Origin of the sequence: Cloacibacillus porcorum (assembly GCF_001701045.1) — a bacterium.
Classification (GTDB): Bacteria; Synergistota; Synergistia; order Synergistales; family Synergistaceae; genus Cloacibacillus; species Cloacibacillus porcorum.
Genome location: NZ_CP016757.1, coordinates 2,351,613 through 2,374,646, shown reverse-complemented (window position 1 = coordinate 2,374,646; position 23,034 = coordinate 2,351,613). Strand labels below are relative to the sequence as shown.

The following is a 23,034-nucleotide window of genomic DNA, read 5'->3' as shown; positions in this document are numbered from 1 at the left end:
CTGTCCGGCTTGTTCACAAGACAAAGATCGTTCTATTTTTTGCTTTGCCGCCTTGCGGTTTTTCCCCGTTCGCGATAAATTTTAGTGCGTGAAAAAACTCCCGAAAAATAAACGCTTTTCCGCCGGGAGTATATATTATTGACGAAAGGGAGTTATTTTTTTATGTACGAGGCATTCAGCACGCTTATTGGAACGATCAGCAACGTGATGTACAGCTATCTGCTGATCATTATGCTGCTTGCCGCGGGGATCTACTTTTCCCTGCGGACGGGGCTGGTACAGCTGCGCATGCTGCCGGAGGCTGTCAGGTCGGTAGGGGAGAGGTCGGTAGGCAAAGATTCTGTATCTTCGTTCCAGGCGCTCATGGTATCGACGGCCAGCCGTGTTGGGACCGGCAATATCGTCGGCGTGGCGAACGCCATCGCCATCGGCGGCTACGGCGCGGTTTTCTGGATGTGGCTCATCGCCCTGCTGGGCGGCGCGACGGCCTTTGTAGAAAGCACGCTGGCGCAGATATACAAGAAAAGGGCCGCGGACGGCAGCAGCTACGGAGGCCCCTCCTATTACATCCAGGCGGCGCTGAACAGCCGCGCGCTGGGAGTCGTATTTGCCGTCGCGCTCATCGCTACCTACGCCGGAGGATTCAATATGTTGGCCTCCTATAACCTTATCGACAGCCTTTCCGGCTACGGTTTCTATGACAAATATTTCTTCGGCCCGCACAACCTGGTCCCCATCATCGGCGGCGCGTCGCTCGCGCTTCTGGTCGGCTTCTGCATCATGGGCGGCGGCAAGCGTATCGTCAAAGTGACGGAGGTACTGGTGCCGCTGATGGGCGTGCTGTATATCCTGCTTGCCCTGATCGTTATGGCGCTGAATATAGAAAGGCTGCCCGAGGTGCTGTCGAAAATTTTCACCGCCGCCTTTGACTTCCGCGCGATCTTTGGCGGATTTGCCGGCTCCGCGATTATGCAGGGCATCAAGCGCGGACTTTATTCCAACGAGGCCGGCGTTGGTTCCGCGCCGAACGCGGCGGCGGCGGCCGACGTGGCCCATCCCGTTACGCAGGGACTTGTGCAGATGCTCTCCGTATTCATCGACACGCTGCTGATTTGCACGGCCACCGCGATGATGTGCCTCTGCACCGGCATTATACCAGGCGAAGGGCTGAAGGGCGCACCCTTTGTACAGCAGTCGATGTCCGTAGTATTCGGAACCGTGGGGCCGTACTTCATCACCGCCGCTCTGCTGCTCTTCGCCTTCACTACGCTGCTGGGCAACCTCTTCTACTGTGAGGGCTGTCTAAACTACATCGCGGGCCGCGCGCTGAGCAAAAGGGCGATGAACATCTTCCGTATTGCGGCGATTATAGCGGTCTTTGTCGGCGCGCAGCTGGAATTCGGCCTCGTCTGGGATATGGCCGACGTTCTCATGGGAGTGATGGCGCTCATAAACCTGCCGGTCATTGTTATCCTCGCCCGGACGGCGCTCGCGGCGTTGAACGACTATACCGCGCAGAGACGCCTGGGCAAGAAGCCGGTCTTCAAGGCCGCCGCCATCGGTCTGAAGGAAAAGACGGATTTCTGGAATTAATAGTATTTCGTAAGCGGTGCGGTGGAGGACGCGAAGCGCGCGTCCTTCGCCGCACCGCGCGTCTGCGCATCCTGTTGAACGCACGTTTGACGCATTGAATAAATATAAGTGCTGCGCCGTTTATATTTTCTCCAGCCTGATATTCACCATTCTCAGGGGCTGAGGTCGTATAATTTAAACGTGAAAACTTACCGCTGCAATCTATATTGACATTGACTGTGGTCATTAGTTTATATTGGAAATTATGGAGCCAAGAATCTTCCCTGTTTGAATAAAGGTTATTTTATCTGTAAATAGAGTATTGACAATCTTCCTAGAATAATATATAAATTAATCAAGAAATAGTGTATACAGTGGATACTTGCAAAGACGCTTCATATATAAAATAAATAATAAAGGAGAGACAGACATGCTGGATTTGAACAAACTGTGCGGAATGAACGGTAAGACGGCCATCATCACCGGCGCCGCTTCAGGTATCGGCGCGGGGATCGCGCGCTTTTTCGCGAACGCGGGGGTATCGGTAGTCATCGCCGACATCAACGAAGAGCTTGCGGACAAAGTCGTGAAAGAGATTAAGGACGCTGGCGGAAAGGCCGAGTTTATCAAGTGCAACGTCACGAAAGAGGCCGACTGCAAGGAGCTCGCCGACAAGGTAGCGGCAGAGCATTCAAGGATCGACATCCTTGTGAACTGCGCCGGCGTCGCACGCCGCCACACTGTCGAGACTCTTCCCGAAAGCGACTGGGACCTCGCGATCAACGTGACGCTCAAGAGCGTCTATCTCATGTGCAAGCATGTCGTGCCTCATATGAAAAAGGCCGGCGGCGGCAAGATTGTCAACATCGGCTCCGGCTGGTCGCTTAAGGGCGGGGATCACGCCGTCTCTTACTGCGCCGCGAAGGGCGGCGTCTGGAATATGACGCGCGCGATGGCCATCGACCACGGCCCTGACAATATAAACATAAACTGCGTATGCCCCGGCGACATTGACACGCCGATGCTTAAGAGCGAGTGCGAGCAGCTGGGCGGCGTATATGACGAGAAGTATAAGGAAGAATGCGCACAGCGCCCGATGGCCCGCCTCGGCGAACCGAAGGATGTCGCGATGTGCGTATTTTTCCTCTGCAGTGATATGGCCCCGTGGGTGACAGGCTCTTCGCTTGTCGTAGACGGCGGCGGAATAGCATAGGAGGAGAATCAGATGTCAAAGAAGATGTATCCCTATATCCCCAACTCTGAGGCGGCCGTACAGGCCGAGATGCTCAAGTTCATAGGAGTGGATTCGGTCGAGGAGCTGATTGCAGACATTCCTGAAGATATGCGCATGAAGCAGGCGATGAAGCTGCCCGAACCTATCTGTGATGAGGCTGGACTTTTCCGTCATGTCAGCACGATGCTAGACAAAAATAGGACCGCGCAGGAGCTGGTTTGCTTCCTCGGCGCGGGCTGCTACAACCGTTACGTACCGGCGGTCGTAGACGAGGTAATCAACCGCTCCGAGTTCCTCACCGCCTACGCCGGCGAGCCTTACGAGGACCACGGCCGTTTCCACGCGATGTTTGAATACCAGTCGATGATGGCCGAGCTGCTTGACATGGACGTCTGCAACGTGCCGAACTACGATGGAAGCCAGGCTGTAGGCACGGCGCTCCGCATGGCGACGCGCATCGCGCGCCGCAAAGAGGTGCTCATCCCCCGCAACATCAACCCCGACACGCTGAGGGCGGTGCAGACCTACCTCCAGCCCGACGTCAAGGTTACCTTTGTAGATTATGGTTCAAAGACTGGGCGTATCTGTCTCGACAGCCTCAAAGAGAAGCTCACCGAAAACGTCGCCGCCGTACTTGTGATGAATCCCAACTTCTTCGGCGTCATCGAAGATAAGGCCCAGGAGATAGCCGATATGGCTCACGCCAAGGGCGCTCTGATGGTCGCCTACGTCGAGCCCTCGACGCTTGGCGTGCTTACGCCTCCCTCGCACTACGGCGCGGACATCGCCTGCGGAGACATCCAGGGACTTGGCCTCCATATGAACTATGGCGGCGGAGTGGCCGGTTTCATCGCTACCGCTGACGACCCGCGCTTCGTTGACGAATATCCCTCGCGCCTCTTCGGCATCGCGCCGACGAGTGAGAAGGAGTGGGGCTTCGGAGACGTTCTCTGGGAGCGCACCTCGTTCGCGAACCGTGACAGCGCCAAAGAGTTCGTAGGAACGCATTCGGCGCTCTGGGGCATCGCCGCGGGCGTATACCTCGCCGCGATGGGGCCGCAGGGCATGAAAGAGATTGGCGAAGCCGTCGTGCAGCGTCAGCTCTGCCTGAAGAAGGTGCTCTCAGGAGTGAAGGGACTCTCCTTCGACAGACTCTCCGGCACCCCCTTCCAGGAGGTCGTCGCCGACTTCTCCGCGAGCGGCAAAAAGGTCTCCGAGATCAACAAGAAGCTGCTTGAAAAGGGTATCCTCGGCGGCTACGACCTCGGCAGAAACTTCCCCGAACTCGAGGGCTGCATGCTTCTCGCGGTGACCGAGCAGACCTCGGCGGACGATATCAAAGCTCTTGCTTCGGCACTGAGCGAGATCCTGGCGTAAAGGAGGCCATTTCAATGAACAATCTGGAAAGACTAAAGAAATTTCATCAGGCTAAATGGAATGAGCCGATAATCTATGAGATAAGCGAGCCCGGCGCGCGCGCCGTCCTCGTTCCCGGCCCCTGCTGCGACTGCACGAGCACGGAAGAGGCTCTCGCCACCCTGCCCGCTGGCATGGTGCGCAAAGAGAAGGCCAACCTTCCCGAAATAGCGCAGCTCCAGCTTGTGCGCCACTACAACCACCTCTCGCAGGAGAACATCGGCGTCGACGGAAACATCGACATCGGTCAGGGAACCTGCACAATGAAGTACAGCCCGAAGATCAACGACCGCCTCGCGGGACTTCCCAAGGTTGCCAACATGCACCCGCTCCAGCCCGACGAGACCGCTCAGGGCATCCTTGAGCTCTTCTATAAGACCGGCGAGCTCTTCAAAGAGATATCCGGACTCGACGTCTTCTCGATGCAGCCAGGCGGCGGTTCGCACGGCGTTCTCGCCCTCGCTTCGATAGTCCGCGCCTACTGGCGCGACAAGGGCGAAGAGGAGAAGCGCGACGAAATAATCACGACCCTCTTCTCACATCCCGCCGACTGTGCCGTTCCGACGGCGAAGGGCTACAAAGTTACCATCATTCAGCCTGACGCGGAGGGATATCCCGACATCGAAGCCTTCAAGGCGGCGATCTCCGACCGCACGGCGGCGATATTCTTCACAAACCCGGAAGATACGGGAATCTTCAACGTCCGTATCAAGGAATTTACGCGCCTTGCCCATGAAAAGGGAATCCTCTGCTGCTACGACCAGGCGAACGCCAACGGCCTGCTTGGAATTACCCGCACCGCCGAGGCCAACTTTGACATGTCATTCTTCAACCTCCACAAGACCTTCGGCGCTCCGCACGGATGCGGCGGCCCCGCCACGGGACTTGTCGCGGCCAAGAAGGAGCTGCGTCCCTACATGCCCGTCCCCCTCGTTGAGTACGCGCCGGAGAAGGGCTACTACCTGGACTTCGATCTGCCGAAATCATGCGGCAAGATTAAGTCCTTCTGGGGAGTCGCGCCCGTTGTCGTCAAGGCCTACTCCTGGATCATGTCGCTCGGCGCGGACGGCCTGCGCGAAGTTTCACGCGTAGCCATCCTCAACAATAACTACTGCATGAAGAAGATCCTCGCGATAAAGGGCGCCTCGATCAGCTTCCCGAGCCACCCCTCACGCATCGAACAGGCCCGCTACAGCTGGCAGAAGATGAAAGAGGACACCGGCTTCGGCACCGCGGACGTGCAGCGCTGCATCGCGGACTTCGGCACCCACTACTGGTCGAGCCACGAACCATTCGTCATCCCCGAGCCCTTTACGATCGAGCCCAGCGAATCATACTCCAAGCAGGACATTGATGATTACTGCGCGGTCCTCGCGGAGATATCGCGCATGTGCTACGAGGAGCCCGAGGCTGTCAAACACGCCCCCGTGAACAGCACGGTGCACCACATCGATCACGATTACTTTGACGATCCGGCTAAGTACGCGATCACCTGGCGCGCCTACAACAAGAAGTACAAAGGCTACTTCGAGCCTAAATAGAGAAGACCATGAAGATAGGCTTCCTCATTAACCCTGTGGCAGGAATGGGGGGCAAGGTGGCCCTCAAGGGAACCGACGGAGAGGAGACTCTCCGCCGGGCCCTTGAGCTCGGCGCCGTGCCGATGGCCGGCACGCGCGCCGAGGAGGCTGTAAAAGAGTTTGCCGAAAACGCGGGAGACTGCCGTTTTTACAGTCCATCGGGCGGCATGGGAGCCGATTTGCTTAAATCCTACGGTTTAGAGACTGAACTGCTCTTTGACCCGTCGACACATACGACACCGGCCGACACGAAACGCGCAGCTGAGATGATGCTTGAGCGCGGTGTCGGTCTTGTCGTATTCGCTGGGGGAGACGGTACGGCGCGCGATATTTGCTCCGTCATCGGCGAGCGCCTCCCCGTCGTCGGCATCCCCGCCGGAGTCAAGATACATTCCGGCGTCTACGCCAAGAGGCCGAAAGACGCGGGGCTGCTCATCAATAACTTCCTGCTTGGAAAAGTCAAGCGCTTCACGACTGCGGAGGTCGTCGACATTGACGAAGAGGCCTTCCGTGACAATATTGTGCGCGCGCGCCTCTACGGCTACATGATGATCCCCGACGACCGCGAGTTCATGCAGGACCGCAAGTCCGGCGGCAGCGGCGGCTCGACAGAGGAAGCGGCCAATCTCGCCGCCTTCATGGCCCTCTCCATGAAGCCTGGCGTAATATACCTCATCGGCTCGGGCTCGACCACCAAACAGCTTACGGACCGTCTCGGCCTTGATGGCACCCTGCTCGGCGTGGACGCCGTCAGGGACGGAAAACTCATCGGCAAAGACCTTACCGAGGCGGGTATAAAAGAGATACTTTCCGGCGTCGAGAGGAATAAGAGAGTGCTCATAATCACGGTGATCGGAGGACAGGGGCACATATTCGGACGCGGCAACCAGCAGCTGAGCCCCGAGGTCATCCGCATGATACCGAAAGAAAACATCACTGTAATCGCGACGCCCGCGAAGATGGCGCAGCTCTTTGGCAAAAGCCTGATCGCCGACACCGGCGACTGTGCGCTTGACCGGGAGCTTTCGGGGTACATCCCCGTCGTCACCGGACACGCGCGGAAGATGATGGCCAAAGTCTCATAAAATATCAAGATATTGCAGGAGAGTGGAACCATGGCACGTTATGAAGAACTTGCGGGAAAAAGGGTCCTGGTAACGGGAGCGGCTAGCGGCATCGGACTTGCTACCGCGCAGGTATTCGCGCGGCAGGGAGCCAGGGTGTTCGTCGTGGACTACAACCAGAAGGCGGCCGAACAGGTGATGGCGGAAAACCCGGACTTTGCCGGATATTATGTCGGCGATGTCAGCAAAGAAGAGGATGTGCAGAGCGCCTTCAAAAAAATGGACGAAACGCTCGGCGGCATAGACGTCCTCATCTCAAACGCCGGTATCAGTATCAGGGCAGATTTCGTAGACATCTCCTATGAGCAGTGGAAAAAGGTAATCGATATCAACCTCAACGGCATGTTCCTCTGTGCGCGTGAAGCGGCGCGGCGCATGACGGCCCAGAAGAGCGGCGTCATCCTCATGACCGCCTCTACGAACGGCACCGAAGGGCACCGCTGGTATACGGACTACAACGCCTCAAAGGCCGGAGTGATTCTGCTGACAAAGAGTATGGCCCTCGAACTGGCCCCCGTCGTGCGCGTAAACTGCGTATGCCCAGGCTACGTCCTCACCCCCATGCAGAAGGCCGAATACACCGAAGAGATGCTCGCGAAGGTGAACGAAGGCATCCCGATGAAACGCCACGCCGAACCGGAAGAGATCGGCAAGCTCTACGCTTTCCTTGCCTCGGACGACGCGAAATACATAACCGGAGCCGACATCAGGATAGACGGCGGCGAAACAGCTGGGCTTTACTAAGTATTAAGTCCCGTACGTTTTGGCATGATTTGATTTTATTATGCTAAAACGCTGGTATCATGTAAGCAGTTTGTACAAAATAATTATTAAAAAGCCCGATAATTTGGAGTGACTGGATATTTGTTCCGCACTAAAAAGGAGGTGTTCCCGGAATAATCCAAAGCGTCCTGCAGATGAGAGAAAAGTCAGCGCGTGCGGTTTCTCTGTGATTCCGCGTCACGCTTTCTCTCAGGTTCCGATCTATGCCTGTAATAGAAACAGGTATCGTTTAAAAGGAGGCATTTATTGGTAATGAAAGCTTTGTTGAAACTTACGCCTATATGTGTTATAGCGGGTCTTATGCTCTCTGGGATGGACATTCTTCTTGCCGCGCCGCTCTCGTTTATGTACGCGGTCATCGTTGCGATGATCGTTGACCGTTACAAGTTCCAGGACTGCCTTGATGCGGCTCTTGACAACCTGAAACACTTCCTGATCGTTTTCCTCATTCTCCAGGCCGCCTACGCCGTCGCCGAATGCTTTATGGCTACCGGCGTTGCCGCCTCCGTCATCAACATGTCGCTTGCCGCGGGGCTCAACGCGAAAGTTCTCGCCGTCGTTGCCCTGCTCGTCACCTCCGTCCTCTCGATAGCTACTGGGACCTCGTGGGGAACGTTTGCTGCCTGCGCGCCGATCTTCCTCTGGCTTAACCATATCGTCGGCGGCAACATCGCGCTTACCGTCGGCGCCATCGCCGGCGGCTCCTGCTTCGGCGACAACATTGGGCTTATCTCCGATACGACGATCGTCAGCTCCGGTATCCAGCAGGTCGAAATAATCAAGAGAGTCCGCCACCAGGGAGTCTGGTCGCTGCTCTGCCTCATCGCCTCGGCCGTAGTCTTCTACTTCATCGGCGTCAGCATGGGACTGCCAAGCACGACCGGACAGGCCGCCGACGCCATCGCGCAGATACCGAAAGAGGTCTGGACGGCTCTGGCAGAGGAGCGTCCCTCGGCTGTCACGCTGCTTGAGCTTGTGAAACAGGGAGTCCCCGTCTACATGGTGATCCCGCTCATCATCGTTCTCGTCACCGCCGTCATGGGTTACAGCACGCTGATCTGCCTTGGCTCGGGTATCGTCTCCTCGCTGGCATTTGGCCTCATGGCCGGCACGGTCACCAGCATCACGGAGTTCCTTGACCTTGTCTACACCGGTTTCTCCGACGCTGGCGGCTGGTCGATCGCGATGATGCTCTGGGTTGGGGCCTTCGGCGGCGTTATGCGGCTGATGAACGCCTTTGACCCCGTTGCCGCGCTGATCTCGCGCATGGTCCACAAGGTCCGCCACCTTATTTTCGCCAACGGCATCCTCTGCCTGCTCGGCAACGCGGCGCTCTCCGATGAAATGGCGCAGATCGTAACCATCGGCCCGATCATTAAGAACATCACGGAAGAAAACGTTGTCGGTTCCAAAGAGGATATGTACACGCTGGCCCTGAGAAACGCGACCATGTCCGACGCGATGGGCGTTCTCGGCTCGCAGCTCGTCCCCTGGCACTGCTACATGGGATTCTTCCTCGGTATCAGCGCCTCCGTTTATCCTCTTGCCACTGCCCTCTCCGTGGGACAGATAATCACCCACAACTACATGGCCTGGATAGCAGTCGGCTCGATGCTCGTTCTCACCTTCACCGGCTGGGACCGCTTCATCCCGCTCTTCAAGCTCCCCGCGGAGCCGCAGGTCTATCTTAAGAGCGAAGCGGCGAAATACGGGAAATAGCAGTTCGGCATAACAGCCGAAAGGCAAATAGCGCGGTCAATCAATAGACGACCTAAATCATCTCCGCCGGCAAATATATCCGGCGGAGGTGCTTTATATATGCGCCTGGGGGCGGCAATGTTTCGCTGCAGCTCGGATTGAATCCAGTATTAGTAATGAGAATGCTTCTGTAGTTTTCGTTCCTTGGAACTGTTCTGGGTGTAGCAGGATTCGTCATTTTACGTGCCATGCCAAAAGAATTGGAGATTAAATCCGTCGTTTCCGCGCGAAGATGGAGGCGAACATGACCGCGCCGGCGCTTCTATATTGCCAAGCCCGCCGAAAGATAATACTATAATCATCCAGCCCTTTGCGGCTGGGCGTTCGGCAGATTGTCGGAGCCTGCAATATATGATTGGTACGTATAGGTGGGGTATGTTTGATTAAGATAATGTTTGTCTGTCACGGCAATATCTGCCGCAGTCCGATGGCGGAGTTTGTGATGAAGGATCTCTCCGCGCGGGCGGGGCTTGCGGATCGGTTTATGATAATGTCCTCGGCGACGAGCGCGGAGGAGATCGGCAGCGATATGCACCGCGCTTCGCAGGCCAAGCTTCGCGGAGAGGGGGTGCCCTTTGAGCGCCGCCGCGCGGTACAGCTGACGCGCGCCGATTATGGAAAGTTCGATTATATTATCGGGATGGATGGGCAGCATATCCGCAATATCCTGCGGATATGCGGCGGCGACCCCGAGGAGAAGGTGTGGAAGCTGATGGATTTCACCGACGAGGCGGGAGAGGATGTCGCCGACCCGTGGTATACGGGAAATTTTACGCGGGCCTATGACGATATCAGGAAGGGCTGCGAATCCTTGCTGAATAAAATCAGAGGGGAGGGGCTGCTTTGATGTCCGGCGGCTTTCGCCTCCTCTGTGTGTGGGTAAACTGATGTCTCCGATCGCCAGTCTCAGCGTGCTGGAGATAATCGGCGTGGTGAGCTTCGCCCTGCTTGGCGCGCATACGGCGGTGCAGCGGCGCATGGACCTGTTCGGGATAACGATACTCGCCTTTACCGCGGCCTGCGGCGGCGGCGTGCTGCGCGACGTCGTGATGGACAGGGGCATCCCCGTCTTTTTCTCAAATTACCAGACCGTCCTCATCGTGATGCTCTCCGTCGCCGCCGTGGTCGCGGTGCCGCAGCTTTTCCGGGTCCAGTGGCTGCTGATCGTGCTTGACGCGATGGGGCTCTCTTTTTTCGCGGTGGACGCGGGGATCAAGGCGATCTATCTGCATTATAATTTTATGCAGTTTCTCTTTGCCGCGGTGATAACCGGCATCGGCGGCGGCATTCTGCGGGATCTGCTCGCGCAGAGGGTACCGGTCATCTTCCGCCATGATATTTACGCCCTGGCGGCGATTGTCGGCTGTTCTTTTCTCTGGTTCGCGAGAGGAATGATAGGGCTTGGTCCCGCCGCCTACGCGGCGCTTTTCATTATCCTCGCGGTGCGGCTGGTATCGGTCTATTTCAATATCAATCTGCCGCTGGTCAAGATCGCGGAAATAAGAAAGGGAGGCCGCTGAGGCCTCCCTTTCTTACTAGGTCTTATTATTCGTTATTATTCGGCTATCTTAAGCTCCACAAAGGCCTCCGGTGTGGTGACGCGGAAGGTGAAGGTCTCCGTGATGTAGAAGTTGACCTCGGTCGCGGTGTGGGACTGGTATCCGATGGAGAAGTCCTGTCCGACCACGAGTTCGCTGTCTCCGCCGCGCATGGAGGTGACGAAGTTCGTCTCGTACTGCTTTGAGAGGACGACTTTGTCGACGATCTTTTCGAGGCTCTTTCTGAGCGGGTAGGCGGTGTTGGAGGTGACGATCTTCTCCCATACTTTCTTGGAGCAGACGAAGACGTAGGGGCCGCCGACGTTGCGTGAGGCGAGGACCTGCGTCGCGTCGTAGACCGCTTTGATGAGCGCGTCGTCGTCAAGGGCGGTTTCGATGGGGTCGTTGTCTGTTTCGAGCTCTATCCCGAGGATGCCGGCCTCTTCAAGTCCCTTGAATACTGCGGTGTCCTCAAAGAGGGCCGCCTGGCGCGCCGCTTCCTGTAGCGGTGTGTAGTCTGTCGTCTTGCAGCCGCGGGAGATGTCGTCGAGATCCCACATCGGCAGGGTGAAGGGGACGCGGATCTCTACGAGGGGAAGTACGTCGCGTACGCCGTAGTTTACGCCCTCAACCGGCGACTCTTCGGCGAGCGTCAGCGTGCCCTCTGAAATTGAGTCGCACTGCCAGCCCTTCGGGTCCGACACGTCGGCGACCTTGCGTCCGGTGAGCACGCCGCGGAGCACGTCCGCCGCCTGCTTGTCTATCTCTGTCCATGCTTCCGCCGTTATCGGCGCGAGTGATCTTTTAAGAATGTCCATAATTTAAACTCCCTTCTATGTATGCTGTCTCTATAGCTGTATCGTGAATATTAAAGTTTGCCGATTTTAAGGTCCTGGCCGCTGGCTCCCGGGGCGGCGTCGGGGCCGTCCTCGAGGTCGATGCCCATCGTTCCGGCCTTCGCGTTGGCGACGTATTCGCCGATCTCTTTGTCCCAGCCGTTCATATAAACCTTGAGCCAGCCGACCAGCATCGCCGAGTGTTCGATCTCCTCGTCGCGGTTGTGCGCCATGATGCGTTTGAGGTCCTCATTGGTGCAGGTGTTGACGCGCTGGTTGTAGAAGTCGATGGCTTCAAGCTCCTCCTGAAGGCTTTTGAGCGCCTGCGCTATATCGACCGTCTGTTTGTTGAGCAGGCTGTAAGGTTCTGTGTATGCTTCCATGTTTTAAGCTCCTCCCTGTAATTTTGTGCCTTATTCAGGCATTTTAATGGTTATAACTGGTTCTCTATGTCTCTTATTGTAACAGATAAGAGTAAAAGCCTCTCAGTTATCTTTATTTGAAACTATTTTAGATTATATCATCGAAATTAGCAATTAACAACCGTAATTAATGCACAAAAAGCGGCATAACTTCACATCGCGAAATGTCAAAGTACCCTTTATCGGTAAGTTTGAGCTCCGGGATGACGGAGAGCGACATGAAGCTCAGCTGCATGAGCGCGTGTGGGTTCGTGCAGCCCAGGGCGTCGCGTGCCGCGTTAAGGGCCACGGTCTTTTCGCGTATTTCGGCGGCGCTCAGGAGGCTCATAAGGCCGCCGACCGGCAGCTCCAGCTCCGCGAGGATATTTTCGCCCTCGGCGATGACGATGCCGCCCCCGAGGCACGCGAGCTCCCGCAGCGCCGTCTCCATGGAGATGTCGTCCATGCCCGCGCATGTGTAGTTGTGTGCGTCGTGGGCGATGGAGGAGGCGACGGCGCCGCGCACGAGGCCGAAGCCATGGAGGAATCCGACGGCGCAGCGCCCCGTGCCGCGGTTTTTTTCAACGACGGCCATCTTCGCCAGTTCGCGTTCCGCGTCGGCGCAGGCGTATCCGTCTATGTCGGTCGGCGCCATGCGGATAGTTTTGGTGACGACCTGTCCGGGGATGACGCCGATGACGTTTATCTCCACGCCGGGAGCGTCTATTTTCACGCGCAGTTCGTCTGCCGTCGGCGTGCGTACTTCGCCGCCGTATCCGGGAAGCGCGGAGGTGACGGCGGGCGTTATTTTTTCGGTCGGCGCGCCGTTTTCGGCGACCAGTTTTCCCCTCTTCCAGACTTTGAGGACGGTGCATTTTTCAATATTGTCGACCATGACGATGTCAGCCAGCTTTGCCGGGGCTATGATGCCGCGGTCGTAAAGCCGGAAGTATTCAGCGGGCGTCAGGGTTATCGTCCGCAGCGCGGCGAGCGGTTCGACGCCGCACTCTATCAGCTCGCGAAGGCAGCCGTCGAGGTGGCCGCGTTCGTGGATGAAGTTCGGCGAGATGTCGTCGCTGACGGAGAGGCAGCGCGCCGCGAGGCCGGGCCGCGCGGCAAGCAGCGGGGCCAGCTCTTTGAGGTTTCTCGCCGTCGCTCCCTGACGGATCATGATGTACATGCCGCGGCGCAGCTTTTCTAGCGCCTCTTCGGCGTTGTCGCATTCGTGGTCGGAGGTTATCCCTCCGAGCAGATAGGCGGCCAGCTCTCTTCCGCTTACGCGCGGGGCGTGGCCGGTTATGACTCTGCCCTCGGAGGCGGCCAGCTTCGCCCATACTTTGTCGTCGCCGAGGTATACGCCGGGGAAGTTCATCATCTCTCCGAGGTGTGTGCAGCTCCCGTCCGCGAAGAGTTTTTTTATCTCGTCCGCCTCAATGTATTCGAAGGGCGTCTCCTGCGCCGACGCTGGCACGCAGGAGGGCGCGCCGTAGTAGAAGTCGACCGGCAGCCCCTCGCTTTCACGGTGCATGAAGCGTATCCCCTCCGTGCCGCAGGTGTTCGCGATCTCGTGCGGGTCCGGCATTACCGTGGTGGTGCCGTGCGGCGATATCTCCGCGGCGAGATTGCGCGGCACCATAAAGGTGCTCTCGACATGCATGTGCCCCTCGATGAATCCCGGCAGCAGCAGACGTCCGGCGCAGTCTACGGTCTCTTTCGCCGCGTATCCCCCGCCGATACCGACGATGACGCCATTCTTTACGGCGATGTCGCCCGTCTCATATTCCATTGTGCAGAGGTTTGCGAATTTTGCGTTTTTGAACAGCAGGTCGCAGGGCTCTTCGCCCAGCGCGCTTTTAAGTAATGGTTTGAAATCCATCTCTGACCGCCCCCAATATATCAGCTCTTAAATGGTAAAATATACTCCGGAGAACCGCTGATTATATGCGCCGTACGCGGCACGGACAGGCTTTCAATATGCGTATAATACGCCGGAGCCCCGGCTGGGGCCTGCCCGTTCGATATCCGGCACATCTAACAGGCGGAACGAACGTTTTTGGTTCTGCCGGGCGGCTGCGGCCTGACCGGCGCTCTCCTAAAACGGACGCCTATATTTTAGCAGGGAAAAGGTAAATTGCGAAAGCGGGGAATGCGGATGACGAATTGTAACTGTAACGCGCAGGAGGTAAATGATTATATCCTCCCCGTCGTTAAGAATAAAAAACTCGCCGAGCGGCTCTACTGGATGACCTTCGAGGCGCCGGCGCTCGCGGAGAGCGTGCGTGCGGGGCACAGCATAATGGTCTTCCCGAATCATGAGACAGACCCGCTGCTCGGACGCCCCTTCGCGGTGGCCGACGCGGACGCGGCGCGCGGAGAGATCTCCCTCTGTTATGTGCTGGTCGGCCGCGGCACGGAGATGATGAGCCGGGTATCCGCCGGCGCGAAGCTGCGCGTGCGCGGTTTTCTAGGCAAACCCTGTCCCGATACCGATGACGAGCTGATTCTCGCGGGCGGCGGCGTCGGCGCGGCGGCCCTGATGATGAAGAAACGCGAGCGGAGGGAGCGCAGTTCGCTCTATATCGGTATGCCCGGAAGGGGTTACGAGGGTTATGCGGAGGAGATACTTTCCATACACCCTGACGCGAAGATTTTCGCCGACGACGGCTCTTTCGGCGAGGGAGATTCGATGTTCAAGGTTTTGCCCCGCCCGCTGGGCGAGGGCGTGCAGGCATGGTGCTGCGGACCCGGCGGCTTCCTCGAGGCGATGCGCTGCCATTATGTGGACACTCCGCGGCGGCTCTATTATCTTCTGGACAAGCGTATGGCCTGCGGTTACGGGGGCTGTATGGGCTGTGTGATCGAGACGGCGAACGGCCTCAAACGGGTCTGCGTCGATCAGTCCCTTTTCAGGGCGGATGAGGTGAATATCCATGACAACTGATATATCGGTAAGAATCGGCTCGCTGCGGCTTGAAAGCCCCGTCATTCCCGCATCGGGCGTATGGCCATACGCACCGGAGTTTTGGCGTGAGCCTAAATTGAATGGAATCGGCGCGCTCTGTACGAAGGCGATCAGCCTTGAGCCGCGGCGCGGTAACCGCGGCGTCCGCGTCTGGGAGACGCCCTCCGGCCTGCTCAACAGTATCGGCCTGCAAAACTGCGGCGTGCGGGAGTTCGCGGAGCATTACGGCGAGCTGGTGAGGAGCTGTCCCCGTCCCGTCATCGCCAACGTCGTCATGGAGCGTCCGGCGGAGACGCAGGAGACGCTGCGCGTGCTGGAGGATATGGAGGGTATTGCCGCCGCGGAGCTGAATATCTCCTGCCCCAACGTCGACGGCGAGGGTATGGCCTGGGGCGTGGAATGCGCCTCCGCCGCCGAGGCGGTGCGCGCCGCGCGGAAGATTTGGCGCGGCCCCCTGTGGGTGAAGATGACCCCGCAGGCCGCGGACCCGGCGGCCGTCGCGCGCGTCATCGAGTCCGAGGGCGCGGACGCCATCGTCTGCGCGAACACCTGGCTCGGCATGGCCGTCGACATGGCGACGGGAAAACCGGCCTTTGACCGCGTAGTGGCCGGACTTTCCGGACCTGCGGTGTTCCCGCTCTCGCTGCGTATGGTCTGGCAGGTGGCCGGAGCCGTCTCCATACCGGTGGTCGGCTGCGGCGGCGTAACGACCGCCTCCGACGGCATGGGGATGACCGTCGCCGGAGCCTCCGCCGTCGAGGTAGGCAGCGCCTTCTTTAACAATATCAGCGCCGGTGAGGCGATCTGCGCCGGTCTGCCGGAGCTTATCGCCCGCTATAAGGCGGAGCGGCTGGCGGAGCTTGTCGGCTTCGCGAGGCTCGGATAGTTATTTGTCAGGTAAAGAGGAGATCATGGAAAATAATAATATCGTTGTGGCAATAGACGGCCCCGCGGGTGCGGGGAAGAGCACGGTGGCGCGCGCCGTCGCGGAGAGGATAGGGCTGCCCTACCTCGATACGGGGGCACTCTATCGGGCTATCGCCTGGAAGCTGGACAGAGAGGGGATCGCGCCGGAGGACGGCGAACGGATATCACAGGCTCTGGCCTCCTTCCGCCTGGAATTTATCCCCGGCGGCCTGATGGCCGATGGCACTGACGTGACTGCGGCGATACGCACTCCGGAGATCGACCGGATAGTTTCGGCCTACGCCGCGCGGCCCGAGGTGCGCGGCGCTTTGATCGAACTGCAGCGCGCTCAGGCCAAAAACGGTCTCGTCGCCGACGGCCGCGATATGGGGACGGTCGTTTTTCCCGAGGCGGAGCTTAAGATATTTCTCACCGCCTCTGCCGAGGAGCGCGCGCGCCGCCGTTATAAGGAACGTCTGGACAGAGGCGAGGCCGCGGACTACGACGAGATATTGAAACAGGTTGTTGAACGCGACAACTACGATATGACGCGGGAGATCGCGCCGCTGCGTCCGGCGCCGGGATGTATCATTCTCGACAGCTCCTATATGGACGCGGCGCAGGTGACCGACGCCATATCCTCGCTTGCGTCGCGGTTTATGGAGCAGGAGCGCCGTTGAGCAGGCAGAAGCGCAGCGCGATCGACCTTTCTCTGAAGCCGCCGAAGGCGGTCATCGCCGCCGTAGACTGCGGCAGCGCCGACGATACGGAGCAGTCGCTGGACGAGCTGGTGATGCTGCTGGAAAATATCGGCGTGCCGGTGGCGGCCCGCATCGTGCAGAAGAGGAGGATACCGGACCCGGCCCATTTCATAGGCGCGGGAAAGGCTCTTGAGATAAAGGAATACGCTCTCCCCAACGAGGTAACGCACCTTGTGGTGGACGATTTTCTGTCGCCGACGCAAAAGAGCAATCTGCAAAAGGTCACCGGTCTGCAGGTATGGGACCGAGCCTTTGTGATAATGAAAATTTTTGAGAGCCGCGCCCACACGGCGGAGGCCAAGCTGCAGGTCGAGCTTGCGCAGTACCGGTACGAGATTCCGAGCCTTAAGGGGCTGGGCCATCAGATGTCGCGTACCGGCGGCGGCATCGGCACGCGCGGCCCGGGCGAGACGGAGTTTGAGAGGCACCGCCGTAAGCTGGACCGACGTTCGAAGAGCATCGAGCAGCGTCTTGACGAGGTGCGCAGACGCCGCGAAGAGCGGCGCGAACGCCGCCGCCGCGACGGAGTGCCGGTGGCGGCGCTGGTGGGCTATACGAACAGCGGCAAGTCCACACTTCTGCAGGCGCTCTCCAAGGACGCCGGGATCGTCGCTAAGGACCAGCTGTTTTCGACGCTGGACACCGTGGTGAGGAAGATCGGCTACCGGGACGGAGAGGGGGCCTTTTTACTCTCCGACACCGTCGGATTTATCCGCAAGCTGCCGCCGGAGCTGGTGGCGGCCTTCCGCGCGACGCTCGAGGAGGCGGCGAACGCCGACCTGCTGCTGCTCGTGCTGGATTCCGCCGGCAAGGAGCCGACGGAGACCTTTGAGATAGTCCTTGAGACGCTGCGTGAATTGAAGGCCGACCATCTTCCGCGTATTATCGTGCTCAACAAGATAGACAAGAGCGGAGAGGCGGCGGACTTTATCGCCGTGGAACTCCGCGCGCGCGGCGAACGCGTGGTATGTACCTGTGCGCGCGACGGCCGCGGTTTTGACGAACTGCTTGGCGAAATCAAAAAAAGTTTTGCCGGCGAAGTTGCCTTAAATGGCATAAAAGATATATTATAAAGGGATAGACGTATCCGCGGCCCTGAACGGCGGGGTAATCGTCAGCCCTTCGCCTCCCGGCACGGCGGCGGATTGCACGAAGAAGATACACGAGACTGTTTAGAAGGGTGATTTGCATGTACGTAAGCATGACCGGCTTCAGCCGTTCTCAGATGCAGACATCATGGGGCACGCTAAGCATGGAGATATCGAGCGTGAACCACCGTTATCAGGAGATATCGGTGCGCCTGCCGCGCGAGTTCGCGAGCTGGGAGCCGTGGTTCCATCAGAAATTGAGAAAGCTTTTCCGCCGCGGAAAGGTGCAGATGCGCCTGGAGGTGCTTTGGGCGCAGAGCTTTAAGACCGGGCGCGTAAACCGCGAGGTGCTGCTCTCTTACTGCAGCGAGCTGCTGGAGCTGCGCCGCGGCCTTGCGCTGCCGCTCGCTCTGAATGTCGAGCAGGTGGCCTCTTTCCCCGGAGTGCTGGACCTTCCGCGTTTTGACGACGAAGAGGATTCCCAGTCCGTCGAGGCGGTCTTTGATGAGCTTCTGACGAACGCCGCCGCCTCCTGGCAGAAGATGCGCGAGACGGAGGGGGCTCATCTGCGCGATGAGGTGCTCTCTCACCTCGCGGAGCTCGAACGTCTGGCGGCGGAGATCGAGGAACGCTGGCTGCCGACGCGCGACGCCGCCTTTGCCGCGATGCGCGCGCGCGTATCGGAGGCGCTAGAAAAGATGGGCGAGAAGCTCGAAGAGTCGCGCTATATGCAGGAGATAGTCCTGCTGACCGATAAATGGGACGTTTCGGAGGAGCTGGCGAGGCTCAAGAGCCACGCCGCGAAATTCCGTTCCACCGGCGAAGACCGCGAGAGCACGGGACGCAAGCTCGACTTTATCGTCCAGGAGATGAACCGCGAGGTAAACACCCTTGACTCCAAGGTGGCGGACGCCGATATCCGCTGGCTCGCCGTTGACGCCAAGGCCTGCCTTGAGCGCATCCGCGAGCAGATACAGAACCTTGAATAAGATGCCTTACAAACTTGTGCATGTCGGATTCGGCAATATGGTGGTCGCGGAACGGGTGGTCTCCATAATCAGCCCCGATTCCGCCCCGATACGCCGCCTCAAGGACGAGGCGCGTGAGGCCGGGCTGCTGGTTGATGTGACCCAGGGACGCAAGACGAGGGCGATACTGATAATGGACAGCAGGCATGTGATCCTCTCCGCGATACAGCCGGAGACGATTACGGCGCGCTTTGAGGGGGAGGGAGAACGGCCATGAGGGGCACTCTCTATATCTTTTCCGGCCCCGCGGGCGTGGGGAAGGGGACGGTGCTGCAGCAGGCGCTGAAAAAACTCCCCAATATCAGCTATTCCGTCTCATGCACCACGAGAGCTCCGCGCCCCGGCCTCGACGTCGAGGGAAAGACCTACTATTTTCTCTCCGAGGAGGAGTTTCTCCGCCGGATAGCGGCCGGTGATTTTCTTGAATACGCGAATGTTCATGGACACCTTTACGGCACCCGCAGAGACATCGTGGAGGAAGCTCTGGCCTCAGGAACGGACATAGTTCTTGAGATAGACGTCCAGGGAGCCTTTATCGTGAAAAAAAAGATACCGGAGGCGGTGACGGTCTTCGTGAAGCCGCCCTCGCTCGACGAGCTTGTCCGCCGTCTTAAAAAACGCGGCAGCGAGTGCCGCGAGGAACAGGAGCTGCGCATCAAGAACGCGAAAGAGGAGCTCCTGCACGCCGAAGAATATGATTATGTGATTGTAAACGACATTGTGGAAGACGCAGTGGCAGAATTTATAAAAATTGTCAAAAAGCATAGGGAGGAACTTAAATGATTTATATGGATCTTGAGAAAATTTACCGTGAAAGGGATATCCCCAACAAATATATCCTCACCCTCGTCATCGCGGCGCGCGCGCGCCAGCTCAGCGAGCGCAAGGATCTCGGCGGCGATGAGAAGTATATCTCAAAGGCCGTGAGCGATGTGACGGATGGAAAGATATCCTACAAGATAATCGATCCGCTCCCCAAGACGGAAAATGTGCCTGCGGCATAAAAAAATACTCTTTGGCATAAGCGGGGGCATCGCCGCCTACAAGACGCCAGACCTGCTCCACGGCTGGGTCAAGATGGGCTTTGAGGTGGAGACCATCCTGACGGAGTCCGCCGAGGCCTTTGTCAGCCCGATGGTGCTCTCGACGCTCAGCAAGCGCCGCGTCTGGCGTGAGTGCGACTTCCTCTCGCCTGAATATGGGTGGCGGATACCGCACATCTCGCTCACCGACTGGGCCGATTTATTTGTCATCGCGCCCTGCACCGGCAATGTCCTGCGGATGGCGGCGGAGGGCGACAGCGAGACGCTGCTTGGCGCTGCGCTGCTGGCTAACCAGAAACCGCTGCTGCTCTTTCCCGCGATGAACTGCAAGATGCTTGCCAACGAGGCGGCGCAGAGGCACATGAAGACTCTGGAGGCGCGGGGCGCGGTCGTAGTGGACCCTGACAGCGGGATGCTCGCCTGCGGCTACGAGGGTAAGGGACGTCTCCCCTCCGCCGCGGTGATAGACGACTACGTAAAGATGATGCTCTGTGCGAAAAAAGATCTCGCCGGTCTCCGCGTGGTGGTGACCGCGGGGCCGACGCACGAGTATATAGACCCCGTGCGCTACATAAGCAACCCCAGCAGCGGCAAAATGGGCTACGCGGTGGCCCGCGCCGCCTGGCAGCGCGGCGCGGAGGTCACCCTGATAACGGGCCCCTCCACGCTTACGCGTCCTGCGGGGATAAAGGTAGTGGAGACAGTCAGCGCCGACGATATGTACGAGGCCTGCATGAAAGCCTCCGAGGAGGCCGACGTCATCGTGAAGGCCGCCGCCGTCGGCGATTACAAGGCCGCCAACCGCGCCGAACAGAAGATAAAACGCGGCGGCGCGCAGGAGTTTACCCTTGAACTGGTGCAGAACCGGGACATCGCCGCCGCCCTCGGCAGACGGAAACGGCCGGGACAGGTGCTTGTCGGTTTTGCCGCGGAGACCCAGAACGTGCTCGAAAACGCGCAGCGGAAGATGGCGGAGAAGAACCTCGACATCATCGTCTCCAACGACGTTCTCGCGCAGGGCGCGGGCTTCGCGGTGGACACAAATGTGATAACGATACTGGAACGCGGCGCGGAGCCCGCGCGCTTCTCCGGTACGAAGGAGGAGGCGGCCGACCGTCTGCTTGACGCAGTCGCCGCGCTTACCGCAAAACGATAATGGCCCTGATACAGGCTGCGATTCCGGCCCCTTGGTGGACGCCCCTCACCTATAGACATGATGAGGCCCTCCCCGAGGGGCTTCGTGTCTCCGTACCGCTCGGCAGGGACCGGCGGGTGGCGATGACCCTCACCGGCGCCGCGGAGGAGGCCATCGACCCCAAACGGCTTAAGGCCGTGACGGAGGTCATTGACGAGGCTTTGCCCCTGCCGGGGGAGCTTTGGCGGCTTATTAAATGGTTTGGCGAAACATGGTTCATCGGCACCGGCTTCGCGATGCGGACCGTACTTCCCTCGAAATTTTTTACCGACGAAAACCTTCCACCTCTGCCCGAGCCCGAGCAGGCGAAAAAAAAGTTTTCCGCGGGCGATATCTACTGCGCCGACCTTTCGCGCCGTTATGAATACTATCGGGAGATCGTAGAGGGCGAAGCCCCTTCGCTTGTGCTCTTTCCTGAGGTGAAACTTGCCAAAGCCTTTTGGGATTCGCTTCCGAAGGGGCTGCGTGAGGAGGGGGCCCTCTGGCCCGTCTCAGCGCCCGCGCAGTGGAAGCTCTGGAAGAGCGCGCGGCTTGGCGAAAGGCGCTTTATCGTCGGCTCGCCGGGGGCGGCCTTTGTGCCGCTCGTGGGCCTCTCCGTGATTGCGATGGACGAGGAGAACCAGGGAGGCTGGCGCTCGCAGAGCCACCCTGTCGTCCACCTGCGCAGCCTGCTGGGGATGCGCGCGACCTTCGCGGGAGCGCGCTTCGTGCTCGGAGGGGCGATGCCCTCCTCAAAGGGTTTCCTGCGCGCCGAACCGCTGTGCGGCGAGGAGAAAAACGACGGACGCATAATATTTGTCAGCCTTAAAGAGGCGCTCGCCACCGAATTTGAGGCGCTGCGCGAGACGCTGCCGATCAGCGAACCGCTCATCAGGGAGACCGCCGAGGCGCGGCGCGCTGGTAAATGGGCGCTCTGGCTCCTTGACCGCAAGGGCTACGCGGGGGAGATACTCTGCGAAGAATGCGGCAAGACCCTGCGCTGCAAACGCTGCGGCTCCTCGATGCGCTGGGAGGAGAGCCGCCATACCCTTCGCTGCACCGCCTGCGGGCAGCGGGAGCCGATCCCGGAAAAGTGTCCGAACTGCGGCGGCCTGCTGCTCACCGGTGTGCGCCCCGGCCTGGAGGCGCTATATGAGCGGGCGGAGGGGGCGCTGAAACATCTTTATAAGAACGTACTCCTCATACAAAATCAGGAAGAAAAGATGCCGAAGGCCGAAGAGCTTATGAAAGAATATCCCGGCGGCGCGCTGATAATCGGCACCCGCCGCATACTCTCGCTCTGCGACGAACTGTCGCCCGCCGTCGTCGGCTGGATAGACGCCGACGCCGAGGCGCGCTCGCAGGAGTATGACGCGAAGGCGCGTGCCTACGCGATGCTTTGGGAATCGATGTGGCGCGGCGGCGGCTCGCGGGAGCGGAAGATCGTCGTCCAGAGCCGCAGGCCGGGGCGCGAGTGGCAGGACGCCCTGCGGCGCGGCTGGCGCGTATTTTGGCAGCGCGAGCTCAAAGAGCGCCGTGAATGGGAGCTGCCGCCCTTTATGCCGATGATAAAGATCACGACGCCCGCTGGCGTGGCGGAAAAAATCACCCCGCGGCTGGATGAGTCGGAGATAGAATACTGGATTTCTGAAGAAAATAACGAAGAAATATGGGTACGTACCAAACGATTTCAGCAGTTAAAAAATATATTGCAGCCTTTTTTTGACATAAGGGCTACCAGAAATGGATTTCCTACGGTATTATTATACCTTGACTGAACCATCGGCGTGGCGCCGTTTTTATACGCCGCGCGCGTGTTTCGGGGTTCCG

At 58.8% G+C, this 23,034-nt stretch carries 22 protein-coding genes; 19 read left to right on the top strand and 3 right to left on the bottom strand.

The window, feature by feature from the left end; all coding sequences use genetic code 11:
- Window positions 1-162 precede the first annotated feature (162 nt).
- The 9 genes from BED41_RS10775 to BED41_RS10735 all read left to right on the top strand — a co-directional run bounded on the left by BED41_RS10775 (window position 163) and on the right by BED41_RS10735 (window position 10,987).
- Window positions 163-1,593, top strand: a complete 1,431-nt coding sequence (locus BED41_RS10775) for an alanine/glycine:cation symporter family protein (protein WP_066745924.1) — start codon at window positions 163-165, stop codon at window positions 1,591-1,593.
- Between the two features lie 409 nt (window positions 1,594-2,002).
- A complete protein-coding gene (locus BED41_RS10770; protein WP_066745921.1) occupies window positions 2,003-2,785 on the top strand; it encodes an SDR family NAD(P)-dependent oxidoreductase in 783 nt (260 codons plus the stop codon).
- A gap of 12 nt (window positions 2,786-2,797) precedes the next feature.
- Window positions 2,798-4,183 carry an aminomethyl-transferring glycine dehydrogenase subunit GcvPA gene (gene gcvPA / locus BED41_RS10765; RefSeq protein WP_066745918.1) on the top strand — a complete coding sequence of 462 codons (1,386 nt, stop codon included), beginning with the start codon at window positions 2,798-2,800 and terminating at the stop codon, window positions 4,181-4,183.
- A gap of 14 nt (window positions 4,184-4,197) precedes the next feature.
- A complete protein-coding gene (gcvPB, locus tag BED41_RS10760; protein WP_066745916.1) occupies window positions 4,198-5,763 on the top strand; it encodes an aminomethyl-transferring glycine dehydrogenase subunit GcvPB in 1,566 nt (521 codons plus the stop codon).
- Between the two features lie 8 nt (window positions 5,764-5,771).
- Entirely contained in the window at window positions 5,772-6,887 is a 1,116-nt protein-coding gene (locus BED41_RS10755; protein WP_066745914.1) for an ATP-NAD kinase family protein, read from the top strand.
- Window positions 6,888-6,917: 30 nt separating this feature from the next.
- On the top strand, window positions 6,918-7,670 hold the full coding sequence (locus BED41_RS10750) for an SDR family NAD(P)-dependent oxidoreductase (RefSeq protein ID WP_066745913.1): 753 nt from the start codon (window positions 6,918-6,920) through the stop codon (window positions 7,668-7,670).
- A gap of 291 nt (window positions 7,671-7,961) precedes the next feature.
- A complete protein-coding gene (locus BED41_RS10745) occupies window positions 7,962-9,428 on the top strand; it encodes a Na+/H+ antiporter NhaC family protein (RefSeq protein ID WP_066745911.1) in 1,467 nt (488 codons plus the stop codon).
- Window positions 9,429-9,846: 418 nt separating this feature from the next.
- Entirely contained in the window at window positions 9,847-10,314 is a 468-nt protein-coding gene (locus tag BED41_RS10740; protein ID WP_066745908.1) for a low molecular weight protein-tyrosine-phosphatase, read from the top strand.
- 40 nt (window positions 10,315-10,354) lie between these two features.
- A complete protein-coding gene (locus BED41_RS10735) occupies window positions 10,355-10,987 on the top strand; it encodes a trimeric intracellular cation channel family protein (protein WP_066745904.1) in 633 nt (210 codons plus the stop codon).
- A gap of 35 nt (window positions 10,988-11,022) precedes the next feature.
- On the opposite strand, the gene BED41_RS10730 is transcribed toward BED41_RS10735, so the two are convergent.
- From BED41_RS10730 to ade, 3 genes are all read right to left on the bottom strand, one after another.
- Window positions 11,023-11,823: a family 1 encapsulin nanocompartment shell protein gene (locus BED41_RS10730; RefSeq protein ID WP_066745900.1), complete on the bottom strand. Its 801-nt coding sequence runs from the start codon at window positions 11,821-11,823 to the stop codon at window positions 11,023-11,025.
- A gap of 50 nt (window positions 11,824-11,873) precedes the next feature.
- The gene (locus BED41_RS10725; protein WP_066745897.1) at window positions 11,874-12,224 is read right to left on the bottom strand and encodes a ferritin family protein; all 351 of its coding nucleotides are present in this window, start codon (window positions 12,222-12,224) and stop codon (window positions 11,874-11,876) included.
- 166 nt (window positions 12,225-12,390) lie between these two features.
- Window positions 12,391-14,118, bottom strand: a complete 1,728-nt coding sequence (ade, locus tag BED41_RS10720; RefSeq protein ID WP_066745894.1) for an adenine deaminase — start codon at window positions 14,116-14,118, stop codon at window positions 12,391-12,393.
- Window positions 14,119-14,394: 276 nt separating this feature from the next.
- On the opposite strand from ade, the gene BED41_RS10715 reads away from it, so the two are divergent.
- The 10 genes from BED41_RS10715 (at window position 14,395) to BED41_RS10670 (ending at window position 22,982) form a co-directional block, all read left to right on the top strand.
- Window positions 14,395-15,183 (top strand): iron-sulfur cluster-binding protein, encoded by a 789-nt coding sequence (locus BED41_RS10715; protein ID WP_066745892.1) that lies wholly within the window; start codon window positions 14,395-14,397, stop codon window positions 15,181-15,183.
- Window positions 15,173-16,090, top strand: a complete 918-nt coding sequence (locus tag BED41_RS10710; protein ID WP_084002406.1) for a dihydroorotate dehydrogenase — start codon at window positions 15,173-15,175, stop codon at window positions 16,088-16,090. Before BED41_RS10715 ends, BED41_RS10710 begins: the two co-directional genes overlap by 11 nt.
- Before the next feature lie 25 nt (window positions 16,091-16,115).
- Window positions 16,116-16,790: a (d)CMP kinase gene (cmk, locus tag BED41_RS10705; protein ID WP_066745888.1), complete on the top strand. Its 675-nt coding sequence runs from the start codon at window positions 16,116-16,118 to the stop codon at window positions 16,788-16,790.
- Complete coding sequence (gene hflX / locus BED41_RS10700) at window positions 16,787-17,944, top strand: GTPase HflX (RefSeq protein WP_066745886.1); 1,158 nt, start codon at window positions 16,787-16,789, stop codon at window positions 17,942-17,944. The genes cmk and hflX overlap by 4 nt, the downstream gene beginning before the upstream one ends.
- A 116-nt stretch (window positions 17,945-18,060) precedes the next feature.
- Complete coding sequence (locus BED41_RS10695) at window positions 18,061-18,948, top strand: YicC/YloC family endoribonuclease (RefSeq protein ID WP_066745884.1); 888 nt, start codon at window positions 18,061-18,063, stop codon at window positions 18,946-18,948.
- A 1-nt stretch (window position 18,949) separates the two neighbouring features.
- Window positions 18,950-19,204: a DUF370 domain-containing protein gene (locus BED41_RS10690; protein ID WP_066749242.1), complete on the top strand. Its 255-nt coding sequence runs from the start codon at window positions 18,950-18,952 to the stop codon at window positions 19,202-19,204.
- Complete coding sequence (gene gmk / locus BED41_RS10685) at window positions 19,201-19,770, top strand: guanylate kinase (protein WP_066745881.1); 570 nt, start codon at window positions 19,201-19,203, stop codon at window positions 19,768-19,770. Before BED41_RS10690 ends, gmk begins: the two co-directional genes overlap by 4 nt.
- Window positions 19,767-19,991 (top strand): DNA-directed RNA polymerase subunit omega, encoded by a 225-nt coding sequence (locus BED41_RS10680; RefSeq protein WP_066745878.1) that lies wholly within the window; start codon window positions 19,767-19,769, stop codon window positions 19,989-19,991. Before gmk ends, BED41_RS10680 begins: the two co-directional genes overlap by 4 nt.
- Entirely contained in the window at window positions 19,975-21,186 is a 1,212-nt protein-coding gene (gene coaBC / locus BED41_RS10675; protein WP_066745875.1) for a bifunctional phosphopantothenoylcysteine decarboxylase/phosphopantothenate--cysteine ligase CoaBC, read from the top strand. The genes BED41_RS10680 and coaBC overlap by 17 nt, the downstream gene beginning before the upstream one ends.
- Window positions 21,186-22,982 carry a primosomal protein N' family DNA-binding protein gene (locus BED41_RS10670; protein WP_157102329.1) on the top strand — a complete coding sequence of 599 codons (1,797 nt, stop codon included), beginning with the start codon at window positions 21,186-21,188 and terminating at the stop codon, window positions 22,980-22,982. The genes coaBC and BED41_RS10670 overlap by 1 nt, the downstream gene beginning before the upstream one ends.
- The last annotated feature ends 52 nt before the right edge of the window (window positions 22,983-23,034 follow it).

Excerpts from the sequence above, each read along its gene's own strand:
- BED41_RS10735 (WP_066745904.1), top strand. The coding sequence starts at position 10,355 with ATGTCTCCGATCGCCAGTCTCAGCGTGCTGGAGATAATCGGCGTGGTG.
- BED41_RS10710 (WP_084002406.1), top strand. The coding sequence starts at position 15,173 with ATGACAACTGATATATCGGTAAGAATCGGCTCGCTGCGGCTTGAAAGC.
- BED41_RS10690 (WP_066749242.1), top strand. The coding sequence starts at position 18,950 with ATGCCTTACAAACTTGTGCATGTCGGATTCGGCAATATGGTGGTCGCG.
- BED41_RS10750 (WP_066745913.1), top strand. The coding sequence starts at position 6,918 with ATGGCACGTTATGAAGAACTTGCGGGAAAAAGGGTCCTGGTAACGGGA.
- gmk (WP_066745881.1), top strand. The coding sequence starts at position 19,201 with ATGAGGGGCACTCTCTATATCTTTTCCGGCCCCGCGGGCGTGGGGAAG.
- BED41_RS10725 (WP_066745897.1), bottom strand. The coding sequence starts at position 12,224 with ATGGAAGCATACACAGAACCTTACAGCCTGCTCAACAAACAGACGGTC.
- cmk (WP_066745888.1), top strand. The coding sequence starts at position 16,116 with ATGGAAAATAATAATATCGTTGTGGCAATAGACGGCCCCGCGGGTGCG.
- coaBC (WP_066745875.1), top strand. The coding sequence starts at position 19,975 with ATGTGCCTGCGGCATAAAAAAATACTCTTTGGCATAAGCGGGGGCATC.
- BED41_RS10755 (WP_066745914.1), top strand. The coding sequence starts at position 5,772 with ATGAAGATAGGCTTCCTCATTAACCCTGTGGCAGGAATGGGGGGCAAG.
- BED41_RS10745 (WP_066745911.1), top strand. The coding sequence starts at position 7,962 with ATGAAAGCTTTGTTGAAACTTACGCCTATATGTGTTATAGCGGGTCTT.
- BED41_RS10715 (WP_066745892.1), top strand. The coding sequence starts at position 14,395 with ATGACGAATTGTAACTGTAACGCGCAGGAGGTAAATGATTATATCCTC.
- BED41_RS10775 (WP_066745924.1), top strand. The coding sequence starts at position 163 with ATGTACGAGGCATTCAGCACGCTTATTGGAACGATCAGCAACGTGATG.
- BED41_RS10670 (WP_157102329.1), top strand. The coding sequence starts at position 21,186 with ATGGCCCTGATACAGGCTGCGATTCCGGCCCCTTGGTGGACGCCCCTC.
- ade (WP_066745894.1), bottom strand. The coding sequence starts at position 14,118 with ATGGATTTCAAACCATTACTTAAAAGCGCGCTGGGCGAAGAGCCCTGC.
- BED41_RS10770 (WP_066745921.1), top strand. The coding sequence starts at position 2,003 with ATGCTGGATTTGAACAAACTGTGCGGAATGAACGGTAAGACGGCCATC.
- BED41_RS10730 (WP_066745900.1), bottom strand. The coding sequence starts at position 11,823 with ATGGACATTCTTAAAAGATCACTCGCGCCGATAACGGCGGAAGCATGG.
- gcvPB (WP_066745916.1), top strand. The coding sequence starts at position 4,198 with ATGAACAATCTGGAAAGACTAAAGAAATTTCATCAGGCTAAATGGAAT.
- BED41_RS10680 (WP_066745878.1), top strand. The coding sequence starts at position 19,767 with ATGATTTATATGGATCTTGAGAAAATTTACCGTGAAAGGGATATCCCC.
- BED41_RS10695 (WP_066745884.1), top strand. The coding sequence starts at position 18,061 with ATGTACGTAAGCATGACCGGCTTCAGCCGTTCTCAGATGCAGACATCA.
- gcvPA (WP_066745918.1), top strand. The coding sequence starts at position 2,798 with ATGTCAAAGAAGATGTATCCCTATATCCCCAACTCTGAGGCGGCCGTA.